We start from the raw sequence: 12299 nt of genomic DNA on the forward strand, positions 1-12299 counted from the left end.
TCAGCGGCGCTCGTGATCGTGTCGCGGGCAGTACAGTTCGCCGGTGATCAAGACCGAACATATCGATGGCGTGCGGCTGCTGCGGCACCGGGATCAACAGGAGCACACCGACGTCACCCTGACCTTCGCGGTCGGAGCCCGGGACGAGACGCTGCGCACCGTCGGAGTCGCGCACACCGTCGAGCACCTGGTGATGAGCACAGTGCGGCAGTTGCCGATTCAGGTCCAGGCCGAGGTCGATCTGGAGTCGACCACCTTCGCGGCGTCGGGATCGCCCGCGCGGGTCGGCGAGTTCCTCAACCGGCTCTGCGCCGCGCTGGCCGACCCGCCGGTGGATCGGCTCGCAGTCGAGGCCGGGGTACTGGCCGCCGAGGACGGCTGGGCCGCCCATCCGATGGCCGCGTTCCTGCTGTTCGCCCGGTACGGCGCTGCCGGCCCGGGGTTGGCCTGGCTGGAAGGCGCCGGGTACGACGGCCTTACGGCACAGCACGTCACCTCCTTCGCGCGGAAGTGGTTCATTCCTGGCAACGCAGTACTGCAGGTGAGTGGGCCGCTGCCGGATGGGCTGGAGCTGAAGCTGCCGCAAGGACCTGCGCCTATCAGGGAGTATCCGGCCGGGCGATTGGTGGATGGACCGTCAGCGGTGGGCTACGGGATCCCAGGAGCCGCAGTACTGCTCACTGTGCCGCTAGGTGATGCTGCACGCGCGCCCATGCTGGCCATGAGTGTGCTGGAGAACAGGATCGAAGAGCAGTGTCGCCACGTCGCTGGGCACAGCTACGTCGTCGACAGCCAGCTCGTGGGTAGGGACTTCGTCGTGTTCGCCGAAGCCCGCGAAGGCACCGAGGAACCGGTAGTGCGGGCGGTGGGAGAGGCACTGACCGATCTCGCCATCCATGGGCCCAGCGAGGAAGAGTTGGCGCTCGCGGTTGCCCGTCTGGAGGAGGGCCTCGCCACTACCGATAGAGAGCTGGCCTCGGCGTTCGGCGCCGCGATGCTCCAGTTGATGGGTGACCCGCCGCTGGCACCGACTGACATAGTTCTGGCCAAGCAGGTACGGCCGGCTGACATCGCGGCTGTACTGCGGGATGCCCTGCCTTCGGCAATTGGGTACGCCGAGCAGGAGGTGCTGAACGTCTGGGAGGCGCACGGGTTCCGTCCCGAGACGCACTGCCGAGTGATTCCCGAACTGCCGGCCGGGAAGGTCTACAAGCCGTCCCTGGCAGCAAGGACATTCTTCAAGGACGCTCGCTCGCTCGTGCTGGTGCAGACCGGGCAGGGACTCGCCTTGCGCGACGAGGATGGCGTACACGAGATCCGCTGGGAAGAGGTGGCCGGGGTGATGCGCACGGACAGCCCTACCGTGGTCCTTGGCATCAACGGCTGCGCGATCCCAGTGGACCCGCAGATGTTCCGCGGCTCAGGCACCGCCCTGGACGAACTGGCGCGCCGGACCGATCCCGGCCTGTGGTTCGATGAGTCGGCCTTCACCCGCAACCAGGACGACCACTAGCCGCTCTTGGAGCCCCACAACTACAGAGGTCACGTGCGGCCGCACTTCCCGCATCGGACACCGTTGCATCTAACACAACATCGATGCGTCGTGGCTAGAGGCAACCGCCAACTCAAGGCCGCAACTACTCTCGGGGCGAGCCTCGGCCCTCCCCTCATTCCTCTGCATCAGTACCAGGAAGTGTCGGAACGTCTTCCGGCTGCAGCTCTGCTCGATACCGGATCAGGCGCAGCGGATGCCGGTAGTGGCCGGCCTGTAATGCTGCGTCTGCGGCCACTTCGACCACCAACTTCGGATGAACCTTGACGATCGTGTCTTGCTGCCCCTACCCCAGTGAGTGCTGATCTGGTCTGGCCACGGATGGCGAGCGCCGGCGGGCCTGAGTAGCGGCCCGATGATGGAGTCCTGGCCGCTGTTGAGCTTCACCGTTCGGCCGACCACCAGCACTTCCGGTCGATCCAGCGACACGGCCACTGCGCCAACGATCGCCTCGACGCTGTGCCTGGTCTTCCCGCTCCATTTTGGGTCCAGCGCCACGAAGCCGGACTCATTGAACGCATCGCAGAGCCTGGCTGTAGTTAGTGCATCGTCGGCGAGTACTCGGCGGTTTGGTCAACGAGTACGAACCTGCGGCAGCCTGAAGCGCAGGTCAGACCGTTGGGCGTAGTTTTGGCACCCCGTAGGCCACGGGCTTGAACCTACGCGTTCACGAACGTCCTGGTCTTCCGCTTGGCAGGCCGCCATCATCTGGCGGACATGCTCGACTTCAGTCGGATGATCTATGCGATGACCAATTGTTACAGTGCTGCTCGTGATCTTCTCGGGCAGCCGCAAGGGGCGCATCATTTTCTTGAACGGTGCCTCGAGCTCAGGGAAGAGCAGCATTGCGGTGCAACTCTTGTCGGTGCTGGACACTCCCTATTTCAACATGGGCGTCGACGTCATCAACGGCCTGAGGGCGAAGGAACGCACGCTCGAGCTCGGTGAGGACGAGATCCGTGAGGTGCTCGTCCACACGAGGGCCGGCTTCCACCGAGCGGTGGCAGGCATGGCACATGCGGGCAACGACGTTGTGGTGGACCACGTGCTGAGCGAGCCCTGGAGGCTGATCGACTGCCTTGCGGTCATGAGCGGCCTGGATGTTGTTCTGGTCGGGGTGTACTGCGACCTCGAAGAGTTGCGCCGTCGCGAGAACGCCAGGGGCGACCGGGAAATCGGCCAAGCGGAGAGGCAGCTTGCAAAGGTGCACGCGCATGGCCTTTACGACGTCGAGTGCGACACTGGTGTGCTCAGCTCACGCGCGTGCGCGTTGCGGATCAAAGACTTCCTGGCACGTCCTGCGGGAACTCGTGCGTTCGACCGTTTGCGGGAAAGGGCCGTCGCGGCCGGCACGCTCGGACCCGATCAGTTGGGTGTGAAGTAGTGGCTTGATGACAGCCGATCGGTCCCGCTTTGAGAACTCGCGCAAAGCCGATCGGCGGTGTCCGGTTCGGAGGTCCCCCAGTCCATTCCAGAAGGCCGTGCAGGAAATCACATCGGACCGGCCGGCGACATCCCGTACCCGCTCCCGTTTTGCAGGGCGTCGGGCCTGATCCCCGGTAGCAGTTCTCGGTCCAGTAGTCGGAGGTGTCTCACAGCACCTGAGCGCATTGCGAGCAGGCGGGCTGGTCACCCCGCATCGGCTTGGGCGGGTTGTCCTGTACGCCCGCACTTCTGCGGCGGAGTCGCTGCTCGCGGCGGCCGAACGGCCCGGAGCGGAAGCGGCCGGTACGTCGGGCTAGCGTGAGCGGCATGTTTGTCCTGGAGCTGACCTATACCGCACCGCTGGAACGCGTTGACGGGTTCATCGCAGAGCACATGTCCTGGATGAAGACGCAGTACGAGGCCGGGCTGTTCGTCGTGTCGGGGCGGAAGGAACCGCGGGACGGTGGCGTGATCATTGCCCTCGGCGATGATCGGGCGGCGATCGACGAGTTGGTGGCCGGCGATCCGTTCTCCGTTGCCGGGGTCTGCGAATACCGGGTGACGCAGTTCTGGGCGACGACTGTGGTGGCCGCGTTGGAGGCGTACAAGGAACAGCCCTCAGCCTAGGAACCCGAGGAGGCCGGACAGGGAGCCGGCGATCGTGGGGATGATGCCCAGGAGGATGAACGCAGGCAGGAAGCAGAGGCCTAGCGGGACGACTGAGCGGGATTCGACCGCGCGGGCCTGCTCCTCGGCGGACCAGCGGCGGGTTTGACGGACATCGTTGGCTTGGTGTTCGAGGATCTTCGCGAGCGGGGCGCCGGAGCGGAGGGCTCGTTGGGTGGCGCGGGCGAATGCGGCGCAGGCTGGTTCCTTGAGGAGACAGGACCAGGCGTCGATCGGGTCCGCGCCGAGGTTCATCCGGCGTTCGACCTCGAGCAGGAGGTCCGCGAGTGGGCCGCCGAGAGACTTGGCGACCACGCCGATCGCCGCTTGAGGTGGGCGGCCGGCTCGGAGGCAGGCGGCAAGTAGGTCTACTGCCAGTGGCAGGTCGGCGGTGAGCTGCGCCGCACGCCGTCGAGTGGCCGCGGGCTCTAGCCGGCTCAGCGCTATCGGGGTGGCGACGAAGGCGACGGCTGCGGGGATCAAGCCGGCGGTCAAGCCGAGCACGAGGAGTAGGCCGGCCGCAGCGACGGCGGCGACCGCGAGGTGAAGACGTCGAGTGGCTCGTGGGACCTCCTTCGCCGTGACAAGGCTGAACGGCCAACGGCTGCTGAGCAACGGGCGATGCCTCGCCAACCGGCGACGCCCCGGCGGACTGGGCAAGAACAGCACCACCGCAAGAGCTACCGCCGAGGCGGACAGCACCTGACTCGACACAGGCATTGGGTGAGTAGAGCCAGGCACAGCGACCAGCGCGGTGAGGAGCGAGCTCGACATTGCGGTTGAGCGAATAGGCATCGTGATCAGCTCGGGTGACTAGTGGGTGGGTTGGCGTGGGGATTGGGTGAGTGGGTCGGGGCGTGGTGATCGGGGCGGTGAGGGGTGGGGCGGCATGGGTTAGGTGGGTTGGTTGGAGTGGCGGGATTCCCAGGGGGGTTTGGTTTGGGCTTCGGTCCAGTGGAGGCCGAGGGTGGAGAGGGTCAGGCCTAGGGCCAGGCAGAGCCAGCCGGGTGGGGTTTTGGTGAGGAAGGCGAGTGGGTCGGCGCCGATGGCGTAGCCGAGTGCGGTGCCGAAGGCGGGAAGGACTGCCAGTAGGCGGGCGGTTGCCCGAGTGCCGGCGATGCTGGCGGTGATCTGGCGGCGGATGGTTTCGTCGGCGCGGAGCGAATCGGCCAGGCGTTCGGTGATGAGGGCGAAGGCCGCGCCGGATTCGTCGGCTACTCGCCAGGCTGCGGCGAGGGCTCGCAGGCCTTCGGCTCCTGGTGATTCGGCGATGAGTTCGAGGAGGGCTGGGACGTCGCCGCCGAGTTTGGCCGCTGCTGAGGCCACCTCGAGATCGGGGCAGACCGTGGCAGCGCCCTCCAACGCAGTTGCTGGTGGACGGCCTGCGCTCAGCTCAGCAGCCAGTACGTCGCAGGCTTCGATGACCGCCGCTCGTCTGGCAGCAGCAGTCCGTTGTCGCACAGAACGCCTCCATTGGCCGATCGCCACCATCGCGATGACCCCCAGAGCCAACGCGATCACCACCACGGACGGACCGGTCGCCGTCGCGATCAAGATGCCGATAGCAACAACCGCGGCGAGCACTCCGAGCCGTCGCCCGGTCGATCGCGCGAACTCACCACCACCCGCGGAGAGTTGGGATTGGCCACGAGGCCGCGGGGGCGGCGAATTGAGGCGATGAAGGGCTCGCGTCGAAGTCGGAAGCAGCGCGAGCACCGTGACCAGAGTCAGCAGAGCTGTCAAGGCTCGCATCGGGCCGCTCCAGAGAGGCCGCAAACAACAAACGCAGTGGTCATCAAGGCGCTCCAGGAAGGGCGAGGCTGGGGTGAGGGAGGGAGAGGTGGGGCGGGGGCAGAGAGCGGCGGGGTCAGGCTGCTCGTTTTAGGTGGGGGGCGAGGAGGGTGGCGGCTTGGTGGAGTTTCGGGGGACCGGTGGGGGGAAATTCGATGGCGGGGACTGTGATGGTTTGGCCGGTGGGGGTGGTGGTGAATGCTCGGATTTCTGCGATTCGGCGGGTGCCGGTGGGGGTTCGGGTCAGGTGGATCACCGCTTGTAGGGCTGAGGAGATTTGGCTGTGGATGGCTTCTCGGGTGAGGCCGGCCATGGCGCCGAGGGCTTCCAGCCGGGCTGGGATGTCGGCGGCTGAGTTTGCATGGACGGTGCCGCAGCCGCCCTCGTGGCCGGTGTTCAGGGCGCTCAGTAGGTCTACGACTTCGGCGCCGCGGACCTCGCCTACTACCAAGCGGTCCGGGCGCATTCGTAGCGCTTGGCGGACGAGGTCGCGCAGGGAGATCTCGCCGGCACCTTCGACGTTGGGCGGTCGGGCCTCGAGGCGGATGACGTGGGGATGGTTGGGGCGGAGCTCACTTGCGTCTTCGACCAGGACGAGGCGTTCCGATGGGTCCGCCAAGGACAGCAGGGAATTGAGCAGGGTCGTCTTGCCCGTGCCGGTGCCTCCGCTGATCAGAAACGCGACGCGGGCCTGCAGGAGATCTCGGAGTACGGAGGCGCCGCCGGGCGGAAGGGAGCCGGCAGCAACCAACTCTTCGAGGGTGAAGACTTTGCGCGAGGGGACCCGAAGGGACAGGCAGGTCCCGGTGGCTGCGATCGGTGCGAGCACAGCGTGGAAGCGAGTGCCGTCGGGCAGCCGGACATCGACGTACGGCGTCGCGTCGTCGAGACGGCGACCGGCAGCCGCGGCGAGGCGAGTCGCCAGGCGGCGGACGGCGGGCTCGTCTCCGGTGTGGAGAGCGATGCGTTCGAGGCCCGAACCGCGATCGATGAAGACCTCGTTCGGGCCGTTCACCAAGATGTCGGTGATACCGGGCTCCGAGAGCAGGACGTCGAGCGGGCCGGCGCCCATCGCCTCGCGGCGCAGGGCTTCGACGACGGCGAGCACCATCGCGTCGCCGCAGACGGTGCCGTTGGCGCGCAGAGCGGCGGCGACTCGCGCAGGCGTCGGCCCGGATCCCTGCGCAGCAAGGATTCCGCGCACGCGCTCGACCAGCTCGGCCGGGACGTTCATGCCGCGAGCAATCCGTAGAGGCCGAACAGATCCAGTACTTCGCCCGCGGCCCGCCCCAACGCGCTCCGCGGTCGCGGATCGAACCGCCCCTCGTCGAGCGACGACGGCAGATCCCGCTCGGACCCGAGCTTGGCTGCCAGCGGAAGAGACAGATGATCCGCGACATCGAGAGCGGACAACCCGTTCAGGCCAGGCTCGCGGGCGACCACCCGCAGGTCGTGGGCAACCTCCCGCAGCGGCGCCACCAGCCGTGCGGCCGCAGCGCAGGAGCGGACATCGCGAGGAACGACCACCAGCGTCGAGGTCGCCCGGACGAAGGCCTCCTCCGCGGCGGGATCGGGCCGGCGCGGGAGGTCGACGACAACCAGGTCGCTGCTGCGTTGGGCAGCGCCGAGAACCGACCTCATCGCCTCTGGGGGCAGGGCTGTCACGTCTGATTGGTCCCAGGACAGCACCGCCAGTCCGTCTACTGATGGGAGCGCGGCTCGCAATGCGCTGGCGCTGACGCGGCCTGCCGCGTTCAGCAATGCGGGCCAGCGGGATCCTTCGTAGGTCTCGGTGCCCAGGACGAGCTCGATGCCGCCGCTCAAGGGGTCACCGTCGATCAGCATGCTGCGCAGGCCGCGGCGGCCGGCGGTGATCGCGACGGCAGCCGCCAGTGTGGTGGCGCCGGCACCACCACAGCCGCCGACAAAGGCCAGCGTGACGGCCGTTCGCACACCGCCGTCGAGAGCATCGGACAGCTTGTCGCCGAGGGCCGCCTCGTCGGTAGGCAGGACGAATACACCCTCGGCGCCGATCGCGAGCGCATGCCGGTAGGCATCGGAATCGCCCGGCAGCGCGGCCCACTGGGGATCGGGGGCGGGTGGAGGCGTGCTGCGGGGTGGGGTTCGGGGCGATGCGCGGGTGGCTAGTAGGACGCCGGAGCGGCGGGTTGGTTGGGTTCGGGCCAACGGGTCGGCCAGGTCTTCGCCGACAACGACCAGGGTGGCGGTCTGCCAGTTGCGGCGGAGGCCGAGCAGGTCGTTCTCCACTCGCGGCGCCACCTCCGCCGCCGCGGCGAGGCGGAGCAGGTCGTCCAGCAACAGCTCGTCGGCGGTGGCCAGCAGCACGGCCGGCGGCGGCATCGAAAGAAGGTTCTCCATGCCTTAGAAGATGCCGTCGTTCCGGGCCGGAGCCAGAAGAAAGACCAAGCCTGTGGAGAACTGTCGGATATCCGTCACCAGCGGCAATCCGCCATCGCGACCCGGCGACCTGCGCGCGGCGAAGAGCTACGGTTCGTTTCGAAGCGTCCTTAACTAAGTTTCTCTCAGAACGCTCCACCAGCGTCCACTCGTGGACACCAGCTGGACACCCGTGCACTGCCCAGACCGGGGCGGTGGGGCGGGGACCGAATTAAAACCGCTCCAAAGTGGAGGACCCGCCCCATGAGTCGAATGCGCAGCGTTGCCGCGGCGGCCACAGTGGCCGCAACAGCCCTGATCGCCGTTGCCGGAATCTCGGTCGCGACCGCCGGACCACCCGCCCCCGATGCCCAACCGAAGGCCCTGGCCGCCAGCAGTGGCGGCGTGAAGACGGCCTACTTCACCCAGTGGGGCATCTACCAGAACGCGTTCTACCCGAAGAACCTGATCACCACCGGGGTCGCGAGCAAGCTCGACTTCCTCAACTACGCGTTCGCGAACATCCACCCGACCAGCCACACCTGCTTCATGGCCAACCAGGCCGCCTCCCAGGACGAGAGCAACCCGAACGCCGGTGACGGCGCGGGTGACGCGTTCGCGGACTACGGCAAGTCGTACGGCGCGGACATCAGCGTCGACGGCGTCGGCGACGTCTGGAACCAGCCGATCCAGGGCAACTTCAACCAGCTGAAGAAGCTGAAGGCCAAGCAGCCGAACCTGAAGATCCTGATCTCGATCGGCGGCTGGACCTACTCGAAGTACTTCTCCGACGCGGCCTCCACCGACGCCAAGCGCAAGGCCCTGGTCACCTCCTGCGTGAATATGTTCATCAAGGGCGACCTGCCGCTGGTGGACGGCTTCGGCGGCGCCGGCAGCGCCGCGGGCATCTTCGACGGCATCGACATCGACTGGGAGTACCCGGGCTCGCCGGGCGGTCACACCGGCAACCACTGGAGCGCCGCCGACAAGGGCAACTTCACCCTCCTGCTGGCCGAGTTCCGCCGGCAGCTGGACGCCTTCGGTAGCGCGAACGGCGGCAAGAAGATGTGGCTGACCGCCGCGACACCGGCCGGCCAGGACAAGATCAAGACGATCGAGACCGACAAGATCGGTCAGTACCTCGACTACAACAACGTGATGACCTACGACATGCACGGCGGTTTCGAGCCGACCGGTCCGACCAACTTCCAGGACCCGCTGTACCAGGCCCCGAACGACCCGAGCAACCCGATCCCGCCGGGCACGAAGAAGTACTCGGTCGACGGCGCGGTCCAGGCCTGGACCACCGGCGACCCGGCGTACGGGATCCCCGGCGGCTTCCCGGCCAACAAGCTCACCATCGGATACCCCTTCTATTACAGGGGTTGGAAGGGTGTGCCGGCCACGGCCAACGGCAAGTACCAGACGGCTACCCAGCCGGCCGACGGTCACGCGCTGAGCGGCAACGTGCCCGGCGTCTCCTTCTACAAGGAGCTCACCGGATTCGTCGACAACCCGGCCTCCACGTTCTTCGACGACGCCAGCAAGTCGTCCTGGTTCTACAGCAACGGCACCTTCTGGACCGGCGACAACGCCCGGTCGATCAAGGAGAAGGCCGACTACGGCCACTGCAAGGGCCTGGCCGGCGCGATGATGTACAGCCTCGAAGCGCTGGACCCGGGCGTCACGTTGTTCAACAACGTCGTCAACTCGGTCAATGCTGAGACCCCCGGCTGCAGCGGCCCGCCGACCACCCCGCCCACAACGCCGCCCACCACTCCGCCGACGACGCCTCCCACGACGCCGCCGACCACTCCGCCCACGACGCCGCCCACGACTCCCCCGACGACACCTCCCACCACGCCGCCGACCACCCCTCCGACGGCAACCCCGTGGACTGCGTGGACCACCTACCCGACCGGCGCGCTGGTGTCCTACCAGGGCCGCACCTACCGCTGCGTCCAGGGCCACACCACTCAGCCCGGCTGGGAACCGCCGAACGTCCCCGCACTCTGGGCACCGGTCTGAAACCGGCCTGAATTCTGATCACCCTTCCGCCCCCTGGATCGGAGCAACATGAAACGCAAGCGCTTGAGTGTCGCCATCGCGGCGATAGCAGCAGTGGTGATGTCCGTCCTCTTCATCCCCGCGGCCTCGGCCGCACCGGTGAGCGCGGCCTTCACAAAGGTGTCGGACTGGGGTAGCGGGTTCGAGGGCAAGGTGACCGTCACGAACGGCACCAGCGCCTCGATCAGCACCTGGTCGGTCGCCCTGGACTTCCCGTCCGGCTACAGCATCAGCAGTTCGTGGGACGCCACCCGCACCAGCAGCGGACTGACCCACACGTTCGTTCCGCCCAGCTGGGCGGGTCCGCTCGCTCCTGGCGCCAGTGTCACCTTCGGCTTCAACGGCGCCCCGGGCAACTTCCCCGGTATCGCCGCCTGCCGACTGAACGGTGGCTCCTGCACTGGCGGTGGCGGCGGGACAGTACCCGGCGCACCCAGTGGACTAGCCGGTACTTCCACCGCGAACTCGGTCAGCCTCACCTGGTCGGCGGCTAGCGGCGCCACCAGCTACAACGTCTACCGCAACGGCACCAAGGTCGGTACGCCGAGCGGCACGTCGTACACGGACTCAGGGCTGTCGGCCAACACGGCGTACAGCTATCAGGTCAGCGGCTCCAACAGCGCTGGCGAGGGACCCAAGACGGGCGCCGTCTCCGTGACGACCAAGACAGGTGGCGACCCGCCGGTCGGCACCCGTAGGGCAGCGCCGTACCTCTACATGGGTTGGGGCAACCCGCCGAGCCCGGCCACGGTCATGAGCGCCACCGGCATCAAGTGGTTCACGATGGCCTTCATCCTGTCGTCCGGCGGCTGCAACGCGGCCTGGGACGGCGCGAGGCCGCTGCAGGGCAGTGCCGACGCCACCGCGATCTCCCAGATCCGTGCGGCCGGCGGAGACATCATTCCGTCGATCGGCGGCTGGAGCGGCAACAAGCTCGGCCCGAACTGCAGCACGCCGGAGGCACTGGCCGGCGCGTACCAGCAGGTGATCAGCGCCTACGGCCTGAAGGCGATCGACATCGACATCGAGAACTCCGACGAGTTCGAGAACGAGGCCGTCCAGGACCGGATCCTGAACGCGCTGAAGATCGTCAAGCAGAACAACCCCGGGATCCAGACGATCCTGACCTTCGGCACCTCGACCACCGGCCCGAACTACTACGGCAACCGGCTGATCGAGCGGTCCCAGGCACTGGGCGCGAACATCGACGTCTTCACCCTGATGCCGTTCGACTTCGGCAGCAGCAACATCTACAACGACACGGTCGGCGCGTCCACGGGTCTGAACAACAAGCTGAAGTCCGTCTTCGGCTGGACCACCGCGCAGGCCTACGCCCACCAGGGCATCTCCGGGATGAACGGTCTGTCCGACCAGCAGGAGATGACCACGACGGCGACCTGGCAGAACATCACCACCTGGGCCAAGAACAACGGCCTGGCCCGGCTGGCCTTCTGGTCGGTGAACCGTGACCGCGGTTGCGCAGGCGGCGGCGTCGTCTCCAACTGCAGCGGCATCGCCCAGGGCGACTGGGACTTCACCCGCATCACCGCAGGGTTCTGACCGGTACTGCGGCGGGCCAAGCCGGCCCGCCGCAGTGCTCGGTACAACTCAGCCGGCCTTGATCGCCTGGACGATCAGCTCGTTGCGGGCGTCCTGGCCGTACGGGACCGAGGTGTGGATGCCCTGCCGCAGGTAGGTCCCCAACCGGCTCGGTTTGGCCGCCAGCCACTCCGCCCAGCGGACGATCCGCAGGTTCGAGTGGCGCCGCTGCGCATCGGCCAACTGCATGTTGACCCACGCGCTGTTGCGCTGGTCGGCCAACTGCAGGGCGGCCCCCAGTCCGGTGCGCGCGACCTGGGTATTCACCCAGAACACCGTGGTCCTGCTCCCGACGATGCTCATCGCCCGGTCGATCTGCGCCGCCATCGCGGGCGGCGTGAAGATGTCGTTGGTACCGCTCGACATCAGCACCCGCCGGGGCAGCCCGTGATCGGCCTTCCACTGTGCCAGTGCGTCGACGGTTTCCTTCGTCGGCCGCCCCGACCAGTTGTTCACGGCCAGGTCCAGGTTCAGACTGCTCAGCAGCCGCAGGGACAGCGCCTTGCCGTCCTGCACACCGAGGCTGTCCCCGAACATGAACACGCCGCCCGCGGCGAGCACCCGTTCGATCGTCGCCGGGGTGGCCACGGCCTTGGTCAGGCCCTTCCACGCTGCCAGGTCTCCCGATCCATACCCGCCCGCAGCGGCCGTACCGGTCGTCGCCACTGTCGACGCCGCCACCGCCGCCCCGGCCAAGAACACTTGTCGCCGATTCGGCCTGCCCGCACTCAAAAGCTTCCTCACGGAGCAGACCTTATATAAAGGGAGGGTTTTTCAAACTTCAGACGACCGTCTTGTACGT

11 protein-coding genes are annotated in these 12299 nt (G+C 67.3%); 5 read left to right on the top strand and 6 right to left on the bottom strand.

Features of this window, described 5'->3' with window-relative positions:
- Positions 1-43: 43 nt before the first annotated feature.
- A complete protein-coding gene (locus G3I17_RS28780; RefSeq protein WP_164600743.1) occupies positions 44-1513 on the top strand; it encodes an insulinase family protein in 1470 nt (489 codons plus the stop codon).
- Between the two features lie 802 nt (positions 1514-2315).
- A complete protein-coding gene (locus tag G3I17_RS28785) occupies positions 2316-2936 on the top strand; it encodes an AAA family ATPase (RefSeq protein ID WP_343238446.1) in 621 nt (206 codons plus the stop codon).
- Positions 2937-3144: 208 nt separating this feature from the next.
- Here G3I17_RS28785 and G3I17_RS28790 read toward each other — a convergent pair whose 3' ends face one another.
- Positions 3145-3306 carry a hypothetical protein gene (locus tag G3I17_RS28790; protein ID WP_164600744.1) on the bottom strand — a complete coding sequence of 54 codons (162 nt, stop codon included), beginning with the start codon at positions 3304-3306 and terminating at the stop codon, positions 3145-3147.
- Between G3I17_RS28790 and G3I17_RS28795 the strand changes: the two genes are divergently transcribed.
- The gene (locus tag G3I17_RS28795; protein WP_164600745.1) at positions 3305-3604 is read left to right on the top strand and encodes a YciI family protein; all 300 of its coding nucleotides are present in this window, start codon (positions 3305-3307) and stop codon (positions 3602-3604) included. The two genes, G3I17_RS28790 and G3I17_RS28795, sit on opposite strands and share 2 nt — an antisense overlap.
- Here G3I17_RS28795 and G3I17_RS40080 read toward each other — a convergent pair.
- The 4 genes from G3I17_RS40080 to ssd all read right to left on the bottom strand — a co-directional run bounded on the left by G3I17_RS40080 (position 3596) and on the right by ssd (position 7813).
- The gene (locus tag G3I17_RS40080) at positions 3596-4363 is read right to left on the bottom strand and encodes a type II secretion system F family protein (RefSeq protein WP_203590896.1); all 768 of its coding nucleotides are present in this window, start codon (positions 4361-4363) and stop codon (positions 3596-3598) included. The genes G3I17_RS28795 and G3I17_RS40080 overlap by 9 nt on opposite strands.
- A 174-nt stretch (positions 4364-4537) precedes the next feature.
- The gene (locus tag G3I17_RS28805; RefSeq protein WP_164600746.1) at positions 4538-5395 is read right to left on the bottom strand and encodes a type II secretion system F family protein; all 858 of its coding nucleotides are present in this window, start codon (positions 5393-5395) and stop codon (positions 4538-4540) included.
- 115 nt (positions 5396-5510) lie between these two features.
- Entirely contained in the window at positions 5511-6668 is a 1158-nt protein-coding gene (locus G3I17_RS28810) for a TadA family conjugal transfer-associated ATPase (protein ID WP_164600747.1), read from the bottom strand.
- Positions 6665-7813, bottom strand: a complete 1149-nt coding sequence (gene ssd, locus G3I17_RS28815) for a septum site-determining protein Ssd (protein WP_203590897.1) — start codon at positions 7811-7813, stop codon at positions 6665-6667. Before ssd ends, G3I17_RS28810 begins: the two co-directional genes overlap by 4 nt.
- Positions 7814-8095: 282 nt before the next feature.
- On the opposite strand from ssd, the gene G3I17_RS28820 reads away from it, so the two are divergent.
- Positions 8096-9859 carry a glycosyl hydrolase family 18 protein gene (locus G3I17_RS28820; RefSeq protein WP_203590898.1) on the top strand — a complete coding sequence of 588 codons (1764 nt, stop codon included), beginning with the start codon at positions 8096-8098 and terminating at the stop codon, positions 9857-9859.
- Positions 9860-9907: 48 nt separating this feature from the next.
- The gene (locus G3I17_RS28825) at positions 9908-11458 is read left to right on the top strand and encodes a cellulose binding domain-containing protein (RefSeq protein WP_164600748.1); all 1551 of its coding nucleotides are present in this window, start codon (positions 9908-9910) and stop codon (positions 11456-11458) included.
- Positions 11459-11506: 48 nt separating this feature from the next.
- Here the strand turns inward: G3I17_RS28825 and G3I17_RS28830 are convergent, their stop codons facing one another.
- On the bottom strand, positions 11507-12241 hold the full coding sequence (locus tag G3I17_RS28830) for a hypothetical protein (protein WP_203590899.1): 735 nt from the start codon (positions 12239-12241) through the stop codon (positions 11507-11509).
- Positions 12242-12299: the final 58 nt, after the last annotated feature.

The organism is Streptomyces sp. SID13031 (genome assembly GCF_010548305.1).
GTDB lineage: Bacteria > Actinomycetota > Actinomycetes > Propionibacteriales > Kribbellaceae > Kribbella.

What these genes read in the sequence shown, in the direction of transcription:
- G3I17_RS28820 (WP_203590898.1), top strand. Translation starts at nt 8,096, where the DNA reads ATGAGTCGAATGCGCAGCGTTGCCGCGGCGGCCACAGTGGCCGCAACA.
- G3I17_RS28795 (WP_164600745.1), top strand. Translation starts at nt 3,305, where the DNA reads ATGTTTGTCCTGGAGCTGACCTATACCGCACCGCTGGAACGCGTTGAC.
- G3I17_RS28825 (WP_164600748.1), top strand. Translation starts at nt 9,908, where the DNA reads ATGAAACGCAAGCGCTTGAGTGTCGCCATCGCGGCGATAGCAGCAGTG.
- G3I17_RS28805 (WP_164600746.1), bottom strand. Translation starts at nt 5,395, where the DNA reads ATGCGAGCCTTGACAGCTCTGCTGACTCTGGTCACGGTGCTCGCGCTG.
- ssd (WP_203590897.1), bottom strand. Translation starts at nt 7,813, where the DNA reads ATGGAGAACCTTCTTTCGATGCCGCCGCCGGCCGTGCTGCTGGCCACC.
- G3I17_RS40080 (WP_203590896.1), bottom strand. Translation starts at nt 4,363, where the DNA reads ATGCCTGTGTCGAGTCAGGTGCTGTCCGCCTCGGCGGTAGCTCTTGCG.
- G3I17_RS28790 (WP_164600744.1), bottom strand. Translation starts at nt 3,306, where the DNA reads ATGCCGCTCACGCTAGCCCGACGTACCGGCCGCTTCCGCTCCGGGCCG.
- G3I17_RS28810 (WP_164600747.1), bottom strand. Translation starts at nt 6,668, where the DNA reads ATGAACGTCCCGGCCGAGCTGGTCGAGCGCGTGCGCGGAATCCTTGCT.